The 14,311-nt window shown below is 53.8% G+C and carries 13 protein-coding genes and 1 riboswitch; of the genes, 9 read left to right on the top strand and 4 right to left on the bottom strand.

The genetic code is table 11. The annotated features are described in order from the left end of the window. Window positions 1-126 precede the first annotated feature (126 nt). On the bottom strand, window positions 127-1,278 hold the full coding sequence (argE, locus tag JOE09_RS23515; RefSeq protein ID WP_105594503.1) for an acetylornithine deacetylase: 1,152 nt from the start codon (window positions 1,276-1,278) through the stop codon (window positions 127-129). 177 nt (window positions 1,279-1,455) lie between these two features. Between argE and argB the strand changes: the two genes are divergently transcribed. From argB to JOE09_RS23495, 4 genes are all read left to right on the top strand, one after another. Continuing rightward, window positions 1,456-2,232 carry an acetylglutamate kinase gene (gene argB / locus JOE09_RS23510; protein WP_105594504.1) on the top strand — a complete coding sequence of 259 codons (777 nt, stop codon included), beginning with the start codon at window positions 1,456-1,458 and terminating at the stop codon, window positions 2,230-2,232. Between the two features lie 25 nt (window positions 2,233-2,257). Further along, on the top strand, window positions 2,258-3,472 hold the full coding sequence (locus tag JOE09_RS23505; RefSeq protein ID WP_205067548.1) for an argininosuccinate synthase: 1,215 nt from the start codon (window positions 2,258-2,260) through the stop codon (window positions 3,470-3,472). Between the two features lie 97 nt (window positions 3,473-3,569). Then, complete coding sequence (argH, locus tag JOE09_RS23500; RefSeq protein ID WP_105594506.1) at window positions 3,570-4,943, top strand: argininosuccinate lyase; 1,374 nt, start codon at window positions 3,570-3,572, stop codon at window positions 4,941-4,943. Window positions 4,944-5,239: 296 nt separating this feature from the next. Further along, window positions 5,240-5,536, top strand: a complete 297-nt coding sequence (locus JOE09_RS23495; protein ID WP_105594507.1) for a colicin V synthesis protein — start codon at window positions 5,240-5,242, stop codon at window positions 5,534-5,536. A 90-nt stretch (window positions 5,537-5,626) separates the two neighbouring features. Here JOE09_RS23495 and JOE09_RS23490 read toward each other — a convergent pair whose 3' ends face one another. Then, window positions 5,627-6,358, bottom strand: a complete 732-nt coding sequence (locus tag JOE09_RS23490; RefSeq protein WP_205067547.1) for a redoxin family protein — start codon at window positions 6,356-6,358, stop codon at window positions 5,627-5,629. Between the two features lie 134 nt (window positions 6,359-6,492). Here JOE09_RS23490 and oxyR point away from each other — a divergent pair, with 134 nt between their 5' ends. Further along, entirely contained in the window at window positions 6,493-7,410 is a 918-nt protein-coding gene (gene oxyR / locus JOE09_RS23485) for a DNA-binding transcriptional regulator OxyR (protein ID WP_105594509.1), read from the top strand. Here the strand turns inward: oxyR and sthA are convergent. Further along, window positions 7,393-8,793, bottom strand: coding sequence for a Si-specific NAD(P)(+) transhydrogenase (sthA, locus tag JOE09_RS23480; protein WP_105594520.1), 1,401 nt, complete (start codon window positions 8,791-8,793; stop codon window positions 7,393-7,395). The genes oxyR and sthA overlap by 18 nt on opposite strands. A gap of 192 nt (window positions 8,794-8,985) precedes the next feature. On the opposite strand from sthA, the gene fabR reads away from it, so the two are divergent. Together fabR and JOE09_RS23470 are read left to right on the top strand one after the other, a co-directional pair. Next, on the top strand, window positions 8,986-9,627 hold the full coding sequence (gene fabR / locus JOE09_RS23475) for an HTH-type transcriptional repressor FabR (RefSeq protein WP_205067546.1): 642 nt from the start codon (window positions 8,986-8,988) through the stop codon (window positions 9,625-9,627). A 12-nt stretch (window positions 9,628-9,639) separates the two neighbouring features. Further along, window positions 9,640-9,993 (top strand): YijD family membrane protein, encoded by a 354-nt coding sequence (locus JOE09_RS23470; protein WP_105594511.1) that lies wholly within the window; start codon window positions 9,640-9,642, stop codon window positions 9,991-9,993. 33 nt (window positions 9,994-10,026) lie between these two features. Here the strand turns inward: JOE09_RS23470 and trmA are convergent, their stop codons facing one another. Further along, on the bottom strand, window positions 10,027-11,127 hold the full coding sequence (gene trmA / locus JOE09_RS23465) for a tRNA (uridine(54)-C5)-methyltransferase TrmA (RefSeq protein ID WP_200548090.1): 1,101 nt from the start codon (window positions 11,125-11,127) through the stop codon (window positions 10,027-10,029). A 123-nt stretch (window positions 11,128-11,250) separates the two neighbouring features. Further along, a riboswitch (cobalamin riboswitch) is annotated at window positions 11,251-11,431 on the top strand. A gap of 67 nt (window positions 11,432-11,498) precedes the next feature. Here trmA and btuB point away from each other — a divergent pair. Next, window positions 11,499-13,370, top strand: coding sequence for a TonB-dependent vitamin B12 receptor BtuB (gene btuB, locus JOE09_RS23460; protein ID WP_205067545.1), 1,872 nt, complete (start codon window positions 11,499-11,501; stop codon window positions 13,368-13,370). Then, window positions 13,315-14,166 carry a glutamate racemase gene (gene murI / locus JOE09_RS23455; RefSeq protein ID WP_205067544.1) on the top strand — a complete coding sequence of 284 codons (852 nt, stop codon included), beginning with the start codon at window positions 13,315-13,317 and terminating at the stop codon, window positions 14,164-14,166. The genes btuB and murI overlap by 56 nt, the downstream gene beginning before the upstream one ends. The last annotated feature ends 145 nt before the right edge of the window (window positions 14,167-14,311 follow it).

Genomic DNA, 14,311 nt, shown 5'->3' with positions numbered 1-14,311 from the left:
CCGCTAAATAACGAGAATTTATGAAATTTAATTACACCGGAGCGAGATAAGTTATTCTTATCGTCCCGAATAATCGAAATCAGAGGCAAACAGCTGTTTTTGCAGTTGATTGCCCCATTTCTCACCTTAGTGATAGCAAAAATGATGCACGACCTGGGCGATCAATTCGCGGGTCGGTTTGATAAATGCCGTATCGATAAATTCATCCGGCTGATGTGCCTGGTTAATCGAACCCGGTCCTAACACCAGCGTCGGGCAGATTTCCTGAATAAATGGCGCTTCGGTACAGTAGTTCACCACCTCGGTTTCGGTGCCGAGCAGTTTTTCCACCACCTGCACCAGCTGATGTTCACGCGGGCACTCATAGCCTGGGATCGGCGGATGCAGTTCACCCACGGTCAGGCGGCCCGGCCAGCGCGCGCTAACCGGCGCCAGCGCTTCATTCAGCAGTCCGTCGAGATCGCTCAGCGTCAGCCCCGGCAGCGGGCGGATATCCATATGCAGTTCACAGCAGGCGCAGATGCGGTTTGCTGCGTCGCCGCCGTTGATATGGCCGAAGTTCATCGTTGGGTATGGAATGGCGAAGCCGCTGTGGTTATAGCGCGTTTTCAGCGTGTTACGCAGCTCCATCAGCTGGGTGATGGATTCGTGCATCAGCTCAATGGCGTTCACGCCGCGAGCCGGATCGCTGGAGTGGCCGGACTGGCCCTGGATGCGGATCACGTTGGAAATGTGGCCTTTATGAGCGCGGACCGGCTTCAGCGAGGTTGGCTCGCCGATGATGGCGCAGTCAGGGCGCAGGCTGGTGGTTTCTGAGAAGAACTTGGCTCCGGCCATGGTGGTTTCTTCATCCGCCGTTGCCAGGATATACAGCGGTTTTTTCAGCGCAGACACATCAACTTCACGCAGCGTATCTAAGATGAAGGCAAAGAAGCCTTTCATGTCGGCGGTGCCCAACCCGTACAGTTTGTTGTCGTGCTCGGTCAGGGTAAACGGGTCGCGCGTCCAGCGGCCGTCGTCGAACGGCACGGTGTCCGTATGACCGGCCAGCAGCAGTCCGCCTGCACCGAGGCCACTTTTAGCTAACATATTGAATTTATTACGCGTGCCGGGAACCGGCTGAACTTCAACAGTGAAGCCAATATCGCGGAACCAGCCCGCAAGCAAATTGATTAAAGTTTCATTACTCTGATCGAGCGCGCTGTCGGTGGCGCTGATTGATGGCGTAGCAATCAGCTGGCGGTATATCTCAATAAAAGGTGGTAATTTTGTCTTCACTGTTGACAGTCCTTGAGTTAGGATAGTATCAATATTCATGCAGTAATAGTGAATAAAAATACATTATCGACGTGCGGATGGAAACCGATAATTTTTCCACCATTTGGCTTGGACAGCCAAAGTGAACATAACCGCATTCTGCAACGTAGTCACATTTTTAAAGCGAGTTACTCTCTGATGACCAATCCGTTAATTATCAAACTGGGTGGTGTGCTGCTGGATAGTGAAGAGGCGCTGGAGCGTCTGTTCGATGCGCTGGTGAGCTATCGTGCTGCCCATTCGCGTCAGCTGCTGATTGTGCACGGCGGCGGCTGTCTGGTGGATGAATTGATGAGCAAGCTGTCCCTGCCGGTGAAAAAGAAAAACGGCCTGCGCGTAACGCCTGCCGACCAGATCGATATCATCACCGGTGCGCTGGCCGGTACTGCTAACAAAACTTTGCTAGCCTGGTCGAAAAAACACGGTATTGATGCCGTTGGCCTGTGTCTGGGCGACGGCGGAAGTGTTAATGTTGCTCAGTTTGATGAAGAACTTGGCCATGTGGGACAGGCTACTCCGGGTTCACCGGTGCTGATTAATACGCTGCTGGGCGCAGGTTTCCTGCCGGTTGTCAGCTCAATCGGCATCACCCAGGATGGCCTGCTGATGAACGTCAATGCCGATCAGGCTGCGACGGCGCTGGCCGCGACGCTGGGTGCCGATCTGATTCTGCTCTCCGACGTGAGCGGTATCCTCGATGCCAACAAGCAGCGAATTGAAGAGATGACGGCTGAAAAAGCCGAGCAGCTGATCGCCGACGGTGTGATTACCGATGGAATGATCGTCAAGGTGAATGCCGCGCTGGATGCCGCCCGTACCCTGGGCCGCCCGGTGGACATCGCCAGCTGGCGGCATGCTGAGCAGCTGCCAACCTTATTTAACGGCGTGTCCATTGGCACCCGTATCCTCGCTTAATTAGAAACGTTTTCAAGGAATCATCATGCAAGACAAAAGCATCAAAAAAATCGTACTGGCTTACTCCGGCGGCCTCGATACTTCGGCGATTATTCCATGGCTGAAAGAGAACTACGGCGGCTGTGAAGTGGTGGCTTTCGTCGCCGATATCGGCCAGGAGCGTGGCGATCTGGAAGGCGTTGAGCAGAAAGCGCTGCAGTCCGGTGCGTCCGAGTGCCATGTGGTTGACCTGCGTGAAGAGTTCATCAGCGAATACGTTTACCCGGTGCTGCAAACCGGTGCTCTGTATGAAGGCACCTACCTGCTGGGTACCTCTATGGCGCGTCCAATCATCGCCAAAGCCCAGGTTGAGCTGGCGCTGAAAGTGGGCGCAGACGCGCTGTGCCACGGCGCGACCGGTAAAGGTAACGACCAGGTTCGTTTCGAAACCACCTACACCGCGCTGGCTCCACAGCTGAAAGTGGTTGCACCATGGCGTGAGTGGAACCTGCGTTCCCGTGAAGCGCTGCTGGACTATCTGAAAGAGCGCAACATCCCGACCACCGCGTCGCTGGAAAAAATCTACAGCCGTGATGAAAACGCATGGCACATCTCTACCGAGGGCGGCGTGCTGGAAAGCCCCTGGAACGCACCGAACAAAGATTGCTGGGTGTGGACCGTCGATCCGCTGGAAGCGCCGGATCAGCCTGAGCAGGTAACGATTGTCGTTGAAAAAGGTCGCGTAGTTGCGGTTAACGGTGAAGCGTTAACGCCGTTCGGCTGCCTGGACAAACTGAATGCGATCGGTGCACGTCACGGCGTGGGTCGTATCGATATCGTAGAAAACCGTCTGGTGGGCATTAAGTCTCGCGGCTGCTACGAAACCCCTGGCGGCACCATCATGGTTAACGCGCTGCGTGCCGTTGAGCAGCTGGTTCTGGACCGCGACAGCTTCAAATGGCGTGAGCAGCTGGGCCTGGAAATGTCCTACGTTGTTTACGATGGCCGCTGGTTCGCACCGCTGCGTAAATCTCTGCAGGCTTCAGCAGAAGCGCTGGCTGAAGAAGTGAACGGCGAAGTGGTACTGCAGCTGTACAAAGGCCAGGTTACCGCGATTCAGAAGAAATCCGCTAACAGCCTGTACTCTGAAGAGTTCGCCACCTTCGGCGAAGACGAAGTGTACGATCACCGTCACGCGGGCGGCTTTATCCGTCTGTTCTCCCTCTCTTCACGCATCCGCGCGCTGAACGAGAAAAAGTAATCTGTTGCGGTGGGTGAGGCGTGCCTCGCCCCTGCATGATTTCCAGAGTGCGGCATCCGTGCCGCCTCTTGCATAAATTCTGAATGGAGTACTGAGCATGGCACTTTGGGGTGGACGGTTTACGCAGGCAGCAGATCAACGTTTCAAACTGTTTAATGATTCACTGCGCTTCGACTATCGTCTGGCAGAGCAGGACATTACCGGTTCCGTTGCCTGGTCCAAAGCGCTGGTGACGGTCAATGTATTAACCGCAGAAGAGCAGCAGCAGCTGGAAAGCGCGCTGAATGTCCTGCTGGAAGAAGTGCGCGCGAATCCGCAGCAGATTGTGGAAAGCGACGCCGAAGATATTCACAGCTGGGTGGAAGGCAAACTGATCGATAAGGTCGGCGCGCTGGGTAAAAAACTCCACACCGGCCGTAGCCGTAACGATCAGGTCGCAACCGACCTGAAACTGTGGTGCAAACTGCAGGTCAGTGAACTGCTGGCCGCAACTCGCCAGTTCCAGCAGGCGCTGGTGGCCACCGCTGAAGCAAATCAGGATGCGGTGATGCCGGGTTATACTCACCTGCAGCGTGCGCAGCCGGTGACGTTTGCGCACTGGTGCCTGGCGTATGTTGAAATGCTGGCCCGCGACGAAAGCCGTCTGCAGGATACGCTGAAGCGCCTGGACGTCAGCCCGCTGGGCTGCGGTGCGCTGGCGGGTACCGCCTATGAGATCGACCGCGAGCAGCTGGCGGGCTGGTTAGGCTTTGCCTCCGCGACCCGTAACAGCCTGGACACCGTTTCCGATCGCGACCACGTGCTGGAACTGATGTCCGATGCCTCGATCGGTATGATCCACCTGTCGCGCTTTGCTGAAGATCTGATCTTCTTCAATACCGGCGAAGCGGGCTTCGTAGAGTTGTCCGACCGTGTGACCTCCGGCTCTTCGCTGATGCCGCAGAAGAAAAACCCGGATGCACTGGAGCTGATCCGCGGCAAAGTAGGCCGCGTACAGGGCGCACTGACCGCCATGAGCATGACGCTGAAAGGCCTGCCGCTGGCGTATAACAAAGACATGCAGGAAGATAAAGAAGGCCTGTTTGATGCGCTGGATACCTGGTACGACTGTCTGCATATGGCCACGCTGGTGCTGGACGGCATTCAGGTAAAACGTCCGCGCTGCCAGGAAGCGGCAGAGCAGGGCTATGCGAACTCTACCGAGCTGGCGGATTATCTGGTTGCGAAAGGCGTACCGTTCCGCGAAGCGCACCATATCGTCGGTGAAGCGGTAGTGGAAGCGATCAATCAGGGCGTGGCGCTGGAAGCTTTGGCACTGGCTGACCTGCAGAAGTTCAGCAGCGTGATTGGCGAAGATGTCTATCCTGTGCTGTCGCTGCAATCCTGTCTGGATAAGCGTAATGCGAAAGGCGGTGTGTCTCCGCATCAGGTTTCGCTGGCGATTACCGAAGCGAAACAGCGTCTCATTTAATCGTTTAAATATTAAATCTGCGCAAATACGTCAAGTATTAAGAAAAGCATGAAGTGGATGATAAACAACTACCGCTCCATGCTTTCTAAAGAAAGGACCTCTATGCGTCCGAATTTAGTGTGCCCTTCTGAGTCGTAATTAAAGCCACCGTCTATGAAGGTGGCTTTTTACTTTAGATAATATCGTTAATGTTATTAAATCATTTCTACTTTAGGTCAATTGGCCTCTTTACTATTTGATAATCTCTTTTTCTGGGCTATTTTTGGTTTTCTATTTAATCTGATAAGGATATTGAAATGAAAACATTAAATAATGAAGAAATTGAGATGGTAAGCGGTGCTGGACTTCTGGGGGCGATTAGTCTGGCAACCACTGCTGGCTGGGCTGGGGCGATCCTTGGTGGCCGCTATGGTGGATCTAATGGCGGTCTTCTCGGCTTTGGTCTTATCGGCAATGGCGTAGGCTTAGTTGCAGGTGGTATTTACGGCACCGTAGGTGGATTTGTAAAAGGGCTGACCCAGTCTAATGAACAGTCCTGGAAAGAGTCTTCCGAAATTATGGGAAGCATCGAAAATGGTAATATGACTAAATAAAAGGTCGGTTATTTTCCGATAATAAATAGCGGGTTGTTTTTCCCGCTATTTATCGTTAATTACTCTATATAAAGAGTAATTGCTTTATTATTATGCAGCAAAAAATTTCTCTAAATCATCGCTGCCGCCGATATGGCGCCCGCCAATAAACACCTGAGGTACGGTGGCGCGGCCGGTCATGGCGCGCAGGCTCACGGTCGTAGCATCCTGGCCCAGTACGATTTCTTCATACTGAATTCCGCGATCCAGCAGCATCTGCTTGGCTTTGGTGCAGAACGGGCAGCCGGGCTTAGTGAACAGCGAAACGGACTCCTGCACTTTAAATTCCGGCGCAACATAGCGCAGCATGGTATCGGCATCAGACACTTCAAACGGGTCGCCCGGCTTGTTTGGTTCAACGAACATTTTGACCACCACGCCGTTACGCACCAGCATTGAATAGCGCCATGAGCGCGGGCCGAAGCCGAGCTCGGCTTTTTCTACCAGCATCTCCATACCGCGGGTGAACTCACCGTTGCCGTCGGGAATAAAGTTGATGTGCTCGGCATGCTGATCGGCTTTCCACGCGTTCATCACGAAGGTGTCGTTAACGGACACGCAGAGGATGCTGTCCACACCATGGCTTTTAAACACGCCAGCCAGTTCGTTATAGCGCGGCAGGTGGCTTGAGGAACAGGTGGGGGTAAACGCACCGGGCAGGGAGAAGACGATCACCGTTTTGTCTTTGAACAGCTCATCAGTGGTGACATCAACCCAGCTGTCGCCCTGACGCGTGTGAAAAGTGACCTGTGGGATGGATTTACCTTCCTGACTTGCAAACATGTAAAGACCTCATCGTTTAATTTTCGGGTGTGCTATTTGTGTACGGACACATTATTGTGATCGAGGGTTGATAGGGCTAATCGTTGATTGCTATCCTATCTATCGCCACGGACTATCGTGGTCTGGAGGATAAGATGAATATTCGTGATCTTGAGTATCTGGTTTCGCTGGCGGAGCATCGTCATTTTCGTCGTGCAGCGGATGCCTGTCATGTAAGCCAGCCAACCCTGAGCGGACAGATCCGCAAGCTGGAGGATGAACTGGGCGTTATGCTGCTTGAGCGCACCAGCCGTAAGGTGCTGTTTACCCAGGCGGGGCTTCTGCTGGTGGATCAGGCGCGCACCGTTCTGCGTGAAGTTAAGGTGCTGAAGGAGATGGCCAGCCAGCAGGGTGAGGCGATGTCCGGCCCGCTGCATATCGGGCTGATCCCCACCGTGGGCCCTTATCTGCTGCCGCAGATTATTCCTTCGCTGCATAAAACGTTCCCTAAGCTGGAGATGTACCTGCACGAGGCGCAAACCCAGCAGCTGCTGGCGCAGCTCGACAGCGGTAAGCTGGACTGTGCCATTCTTGCACTGGTGAAAGAGTCGGAAGCGTTTATTGAAGTGCCGCTGTTTGATGAGCCGATGAAGCTGGCGGTGTATCAGGATCACCCGTGGCACGATCGCGATCGGGTGCCGATGTCGGATCTGGCCGGTGAAAAGCTGCTGATGCTTGAAGATGGTCACTGCCTGCGCGATCAGGCGATGGGCTTCTGCTTCCAGGCCGGTGCCGATGAGGATACGCATTTCCGCGCGACCAGTCTGGAAACGCTGCGTAACATGGTGGCGGCGGGCAGCGGAATTACGCTGTTACCTGCGCTGGCCGTGCCGAAAGAGCGGGTGCGTGATGGCGTATGCTATCTGCCCTGCTACAAGCCTGAACCACAGCGCACCATTGCCCTGGTTTATCGTCCGGGTTCGCCCCTGCGCGGCCGTTATGAACAGCTGGCAGAGGCGATCCGAACGCATATGCAGGGCGTGATGATTGGCGGATTAAAACAGGCGATTTAAGCCGTTTAGCGCCGCCACCCGATAGGCTTCGGCCATAGTCGGGTAGTTGAAGGTGGTATTCACAAAGTACTCAATCGTGTTGCCACCGTTTTTCTGCTCCATAATCGCCTGACCGATATGAATAATCTCGGCGGCACGTTCACCAAAGCAGTGAATGCCGAGGATCTCTTTGGTTTCGCGATGGAACAGGATCTTCAGGCTGCCGACGTTCATCCCGACAATCTGCGCGCGTGCCAGATGTTTGAACTGTGCGCGTCCCACTTCATACGGCACTTTCATCGCCGTCAGCTGCTGCTCGGTTTTGCCCACGGAGCTGATTTCCGGAATGGTGTAGATACCGGTAGGAATATCCTCAATCAGGTGTGCGTTGGCTTCGCCTTTCATCAGGGCCTGTGCCGCAATGCGCCCCTGATCGTAGGCGGCAGAAGCCAGGCTTGGGTAGCCAATCACATCGCCCACCGCGTAGATGTGCGGCTGCGCGGTCTGATACATGCTGTTGACCTTCAGCAGCCCACGGCCATCGGCCTTCAGCCCGACATTTTCCAGCGACAGCGAGTCGGTGTTACCGGTGCGTCCGTTGGCGTACAGCAGGCAGTCCGCTTTCAGCTTTTTGCCGGATTTCAGATGCATAATCACGCCATCCTCAACCCCTTCAATCTTCTCGAACTCTTCATTATGGCGAATCACCACGCCGTTGTTCCAGAAGTGGTACGAAAGCGAATCTGACATCTCCTGGTCGAGGAAGGCCAGCAGGCGGTCGCGGGTATTAATCAAATCGACTTTGACGTTCAGCCCACGGAAGATCGAAGCGTATTCACAGCCAATGACCCCGGCACCATAGATAATGACATGGCCTGGCTCATGGTGAAGGTTGAGGATCGAGTCACTGTCGTAAACCCGTGGATGGGTAAAGTCGACATCCGGCGGGTGGTAAGGGCGTGAACCACAGGCGATCACAAATTTTTCGGCGGTCAGGCGTTCGGTGGTGCCATCAGGACTTTCTACTTCGATGGTGTTGGCATCAACGAAACGTGCATCCCCCTGGAACATCTCACAGTGATTTCGTTCGTAGAATCCCTGGCGCATACGGGTTTGCTGACTAATTACGTTCTCGGTGTGGTTAAGAATGTCGGCAAAGGAGGAGCGAAGGAGACGTGAGTGGTCGCTATACAGTGGGTTCTGGTTAAATTCGATAATGCGGCTAACGGCATGACGCAGTGCTTTCGACGGAATCGTTCCCCAATGTGTACATCCGCCGCCGATATTGTGGTAGCGCTCGATCACTGCGACTCGCGCTCCCTGTTTCACCAGCCCCATGGCAGCACCTTCACCGCCCGGGCCTGAACCAATAATTATGGCGTCGTAATCATAAGACTGTTGCATACCAATACGTCCTATTTTATAAAACAATTTTACAACGATATTCTAACATCCAGCGGCCAACTTCCCAATTCTTACCGCTTTTTTTGCCACCATTTGCCAAATTTCCAGGTTAACAGGCGGTCACAAAGTTTGCGGCACTGTACGCTGAAATTTTTGCTATAGTGCCCACTTGCAGGCTAAACAGGCACAAAAATGGGCGTCAGAGCGCAGCAAAAAGAACGTACACGGCGGTCACTTATCGAGGCGGCATTCAGCCAGCTAAGTGCCGAGCGTAGCTTTGCCAGCCTGAGTCTGCGCGAGGTGGCCAGAGAGGCGGGCATTGCCCCGACGTCATTTTATCGTCACTTTCGTGATGTAGATGAACTGGGGTTAACCATGGTAGACGAAAGTGGCTTAATGCTTCGTCAACTAATGCGACAGGCACGTCAGCGTATTGCCAAAGGTGGCAGCGTTATTCGTACTTCCGTGTCAACTTTCATGGAGTTTATCGGCGATAACCCTAACGCCTTTCGCCTTCTGCTGCGTGAGCGTTCAGGGACATCCGCCGCCTTCCGTGCCGCCGTGGCCCGGGAAATACAGCATTTTATCGCCGAACTGGCGGATTATCTGGAAGTAGAAAATCGCATGCCTCGCAGCTTCACTGAAGCGCAGGCGGAAGCGATGGTCATCATTGTGTTTAACGCCGGTGCAGAAGCACTGGATATTGATGCCGTACAGCGTCGTCAGCTGGAAGAACGGCTGGTACTGCAGCTGCGTATGATCTCGAAAGGGGCATATTACTGGTATCGCCGTGAGCAGGAGAGACTGGCTGTGACGCTGGCATCCAACGATTAAAAAGGTGGAGACATGAGTTTAGCTTCAGGCAGAGACAAAGGAACGCTGCTGCTGGCGTTTTTAACCGGGCTTTCCATTAACGGCAGTTTTTCTGCACTTTTTAGCTCGATAGTACCCTTTTCAATGTTCCCGATTATTGCCCTGGTGCTCGCCGCCTGGAGTCTGCACCAGCGCTATCTGAATCGCTCAATGCCTGACGGGATGCCGTCGCTGGCCGCTGCATTCTTCCTGCTGGGTATTCTGCTGTATAGCGCGATGGTACGGGCGGAGTATCCGGACATTGGTTCGAACTTTATCCCGACCATCTTGATGGTGGCGGTCGTGTTCTGGATTGTGAGCAAGTGGCGGGTGCGTAAGAGCAGCTGAATTTCAGGGCGATCGAACGATCGCCCTGATTGTTTAACGTCGGGTTAGCAGTACGCCGCATTCCATATGATGGGTATACGGGAACTGATCGAACAGCGCAAGGCGGGTCACATCGTGAGTGGCCGATAGCGTGGCGAGGTTGTTGCACAGCGTTTCAGGATTGCAGGAGATATAAAGGATGCGCGGATAGGCCTGCACCATTTTCACCGTTTCATCATCCAGACCGCTGCGTGGCGGATCGACAAAGATGGTTTCACACTCGTAGCTTTTCAGGTCGATCCCTTCCAGACGGTTAAAACTTCTTTCACCGTTCATCGCCTGGGTGAACTCTTCCGCCGCCATACGAATGATCTGTACGTTATCAATCTGATTTACCGCAATATTGTACTGCGCCGAAGCGACTGAAGGCTTGGCGATTTCGGTAGCCAGCACCCGGCGGAAATTACGTGCCAGCGCCAGCGAGAAGTTGCCGTTGCCGCAGTACAGTTCCAGCAGGTCGCCGCTTGAGTTACGGGTGGTATCCAGCGCCCATTCCAGCATTTTCACGTTCATGGCGGCATTAGGCTGGGTGAAGCTGTTTTCGACCTGGCGGTAAATCATCTCCCGGCCATCCACCGTCAGGCACTCATCCACGAAATCCTGGTCCAGACAGATTTTGGTTTTCGTGGCGCGGCCAATCAGATGCAGGTTAAATCCTTCTGCACGCAGCGCATCGCGCAGCTGCTCGGCGGCCTGCTGCCAGACTTCATCCAGCTTGCGGTGATACAGCAGGGAGACCACGACCTGACCGCTTTGCGTAGAGAGGTAGTCAATCTGGAACAGCTTAAAGCGCAGCGCCTGTGTTTCCCGCAGCGTAGCCAGTAATCTTGGCATCAGGCGATTAATCAGCTCGCTGGCGGCCGGGAAGCTGTCAACGCGGATTCTTTCACGCGTTTGCTGATCGAAGATGATGTGATAGAGGTCATCACCATCGTGCCAGACGCGAAACTCGGCACGCATCCGATAATGGCTGACCGGCGAACGAAAGATTTCAACTTCGGGCGCGTTAAAGGCCGACATCATCGACGTCAGGCGGTTTACCTTTTCGGCAAGCTGATCTTCATAGTGTTCTACGGGCAGCTGTTCGGGCGTCATAGTGGTTCCTGGATATTTGGCGGAGATAGCCGGGCGATTGTAGGGATTCCATATCTGATGTCCAGCATTGTGAGCGAATTGCCATTATGGATGTCCAGCTATCTGGACTTCCAATTACGTTATACATAAAATGCGCTCTCCGGCCTCCCCACGAGTTAAAAGGGAATCCAGTGAAAATCTGGAGCTGACGCGCAGCGGTATAGAATGTCATGGCAATCGCGCAAGCAGACACTGTCTACGGATGGGAAGTCATTGCCTTTTACGACACTGAGCCCGAAGACCTGCCGGATTAACGTCGCATTATTACGATCATCGCGTGCTATCGATCGTAAGCCTGCGGCATCCTGCTGGTTTTTTGGATGCTCTATACAATGAAAAAAATGAATAAATCGCTGTTCGCCTTTAGCGCAACGGCAATTGCACTCTGGGCGCAGTATGGCTTTGCACAGGATAATAAAGAAGAGACGCAGGTTGTAACGGCGAACCGCTTTCAGCAGCCGATCAATACAGTACTTGCGCCTACCACCGTTGTGACTCGCGCTGAAATCGATCGCTGGCAGTCTAAAAGCCTGAGTGATGTGATGCGCCGCTTACCGGGCGTTGATGCGGTACAAAGTGGTGGATTGGGGCAAAAGACCAGTCTCTTTATTCGCGGTACTAACTCAAACCATGTGCTGGTGCTGATTGACGGTATTCGTCTGAATCAGTCCGGCATTACCGGTTCAGCGGATATCAGCCAGATCCCGCTGGCGCTGGTGCAGCGCGTTGAATATATTCGCGGTGCCCGTTCTGCGGTTTATGGTTCCGATGCGATTGGCGGCGTGGTTAACATTATCACCACGCGTGAAGGCGAAGGCACGACGCTGGAAGCCGGCGTGGGATCAAACAGTTACCAAAATTACAACGGTTCCACCCAGCAGAAATTGGGTGAAAATACTCAGGTGACGCTGGCCGGGGATTATACCTACACCCGCGGTTTCGACGTGAAGGCCGGTTATCCAAATGATTACGGCCCGGCTCAGCCAGATCGCGATGGCTTTATGAGCAAAACGCTGTACGGCGCGTTGAATCACCAGTTTAACGAGCAGTTCAGCGGTTTCGTGCGCGGATACGGTTTTGATAATCGTACCGGCTATGACAGCGGCTACGGTTATACCGTACCGGGCTCGTTAGTCGATACGCGCCAGCTCTACAGCCAGACCTGGGACACCGGGCTGCGCTTTAATCAGGGTATCTACTCCTCACAGCTTGTTGCCAGTATCAGCCACGTCAAGGATTACAACTACGATCCGCGTCTGGGGCGCTACAGCGCAGCAACCACGCTGGATGAAAGCAAACAGTATAATGTGCAGTGGGGCAATACATTTGCCGTGGGGCAGGGGGCTGTTAGCGGCGGCGTAGACTGGCAGAAGGAAACCACGGAGCCGGGCACCAGCTCGCTGGCAAACAGCACCGAGCTACGCAATACCGGCCTGTATCTGACCGGGCAGCAGCGGTTCGGTGAGTTTACCGTTGAAGGCGCGGTGCGCGGTGATGATAACTCCCAGTTCGGCTGGCATAACACCTGGCAGACAAGTGCCGGTTGGGAGTTTGTGGACGGTTATCGCTTTATTGCTTCCTACGGTACGGCCTTTAAAGCGCCCAATCTGGCCCAGCTGTACAGCAACTTCTACGGCAACGATGACCTGAAGCCGGAAGAGAGTAAGCAGTGGGAAGCCGGATTTGAGGGACTGACCGGCCCGGTCACGTGGCATATCTCCGGCTATCGTAATGATATCGACAATCTGGTTGATAGCGATCCAACGACCTACCGTTACTACAATATCTCGAAAGCCACGATCAAGGGCGTTGAAGCAACGGCTTCATTTGATACCGGTCCGCTGAGCCACGAAGTCTCCTTCGACTATCTGGACCCGCGTAACGGTGCGACCAATGAGATCTTACTGCGCCGTGCGAAACAGCAGGTGAAGTACCAGCTCGACTGGACGGTATATGACTTCGACTGGTCTGTGACCTATCAGTATCTCGGCCAGCGCTATGATAAGGATTTCAACGTTTATCCCAACCCTACAGTGAAAATGGGCGGAGTCAGCCTTTGGGATCTCGCCGTGTCGTATCCGATCACATCCCATCTGACTGTTCGTGGTAGAATTGCCAACCTGTTCGATAAAGACTACGAGACAGTGTATGGCTATGAAACCCCTGGACGGGAATACTACCTCAACGGCAGCTACACCTTCTAATCTGCGCCCCACCGTGCTGGTTTTTGACTCCGGCGTCGGTGGGCTTTCAGTCTATGATGAGATCCGCAAGCTATTGCCGGATCTCCACTATCTCTACGCGTTCGATAACGTTGCCTTTCCTTATGGTGAAAAGTCGGAAGAGTTTATCGTTGATCGGGTTGTCTCTATTGTAGAAGCGGTCACGCTTCGTTATCCCCTCGCGCTGGTGGTCATTGCCTGTAACTCGGCCAGCACCGTGACCCTACCAGCATTACGTGAACGGTTTTCCTTCCCTGTGGTGGGCGTTGTGCCGGCGATCAAGCCTGCGGCGCGTTTAACCCGCAACGGGATTGTGGGCCTGTTAGCGACTCGCGGAACGGTGAAGCGTCCTTATACCCATGAGCTGGTGGCGCGTTTTGCCAGCGAATGCAAAACCGAAATGCTGGGCTCAGCGGAGCTGGTCGAACTGGCAGAAGCGAAACTGCACGGTAAACCGGTGGCAATAGAAGACGTGAAGCGGATTTTACAACCCTGGCTGCGTATGAAGGAGCCACCGGATACGGTCGTGCTGGGATGTACACATTTCCCTCTTATTAGTGAAGAGCTCCAGCAGGTACTGCCTGAAGGGACCCGGTTAATAGATTCCGGCGCTGCGATTGCTCGCCGTACCGTCTGGTTATTAGAAAATGAATCGCCAGAAGCCTTTTCTACAGATAGTAATATCGCTTACTGCATGGATATTACGGAACAGGCAGTACAATTAATGCCCGTTTTGCAGCGCTACGGGTTTGAAAAGCTCGAAAAACTAGCGCTCTGAAGCACTTTTGGGCAAAAAAACAACACTCGAACATCTTTTTAAAATTAGCCCTTGTCAGCCGCCAGAAAATCCCTATACTGCGCCTCCACTGACACGGAACAACGGCTTACAGGCCAGCGTGTTAGAGGTTCAGGAAGTTGTCTGA

It is taken from the genome of Pantoea coffeiphila (genome assembly GCF_016909495.1).
In the GTDB taxonomy this organism is placed as follows: Bacteria; Pseudomonadota; Gammaproteobacteria; order Enterobacterales; family Enterobacteriaceae; genus Erwinia; species Erwinia coffeiphila.
This window is presented reverse-complemented; position numbering and strand designations above follow the sequence as displayed.

Bases quoted from the DNA above. Each gene is read 5' to 3' on its own strand.
- trmA (WP_200548090.1), bottom strand. From the start codon at position 11,127: ATGACGCCCGAACAGCTGCCCGTAGAACACTATGAAGATCAGCTTGCC.
- JOE09_RS23505 (WP_205067548.1), top strand. From the start codon at position 2,258: ATGCAAGACAAAAGCATCAAAAAAATCGTACTGGCTTACTCCGGCGGC.
- JOE09_RS23470 (WP_105594511.1), top strand. From the start codon at position 9,640: ATGAGTTTAGCTTCAGGCAGAGACAAAGGAACGCTGCTGCTGGCGTTT.
- JOE09_RS23490 (WP_205067547.1), bottom strand. From the start codon at position 6,358: ATGTTTGCAAGTCAGGAAGGTAAATCCATCCCACAGGTCACTTTTCAC.
- sthA (WP_105594520.1), bottom strand. From the start codon at position 8,793: ATGCAACAGTCTTATGATTACGACGCCATAATTATTGGTTCAGGCCCG.
- argH (WP_105594506.1), top strand. From the start codon at position 3,570: ATGGCACTTTGGGGTGGACGGTTTACGCAGGCAGCAGATCAACGTTTC.
- btuB (WP_205067545.1), top strand. From the start codon at position 11,499: ATGAAAAAAATGAATAAATCGCTGTTCGCCTTTAGCGCAACGGCAATT.
- argB (WP_105594504.1), top strand. From the start codon at position 1,456: ATGACCAATCCGTTAATTATCAAACTGGGTGGTGTGCTGCTGGATAGT.
- fabR (WP_205067546.1), top strand. From the start codon at position 8,986: ATGGGCGTCAGAGCGCAGCAAAAAGAACGTACACGGCGGTCACTTATC.
- oxyR (WP_105594509.1), top strand. From the start codon at position 6,493: ATGAATATTCGTGATCTTGAGTATCTGGTTTCGCTGGCGGAGCATCGT.
- murI (WP_205067544.1), top strand. From the start codon at position 13,315: ATGGCTATGAAACCCCTGGACGGGAATACTACCTCAACGGCAGCTACA.
- JOE09_RS23495 (WP_105594507.1), top strand. From the start codon at position 5,240: ATGAAAACATTAAATAATGAAGAAATTGAGATGGTAAGCGGTGCTGGA.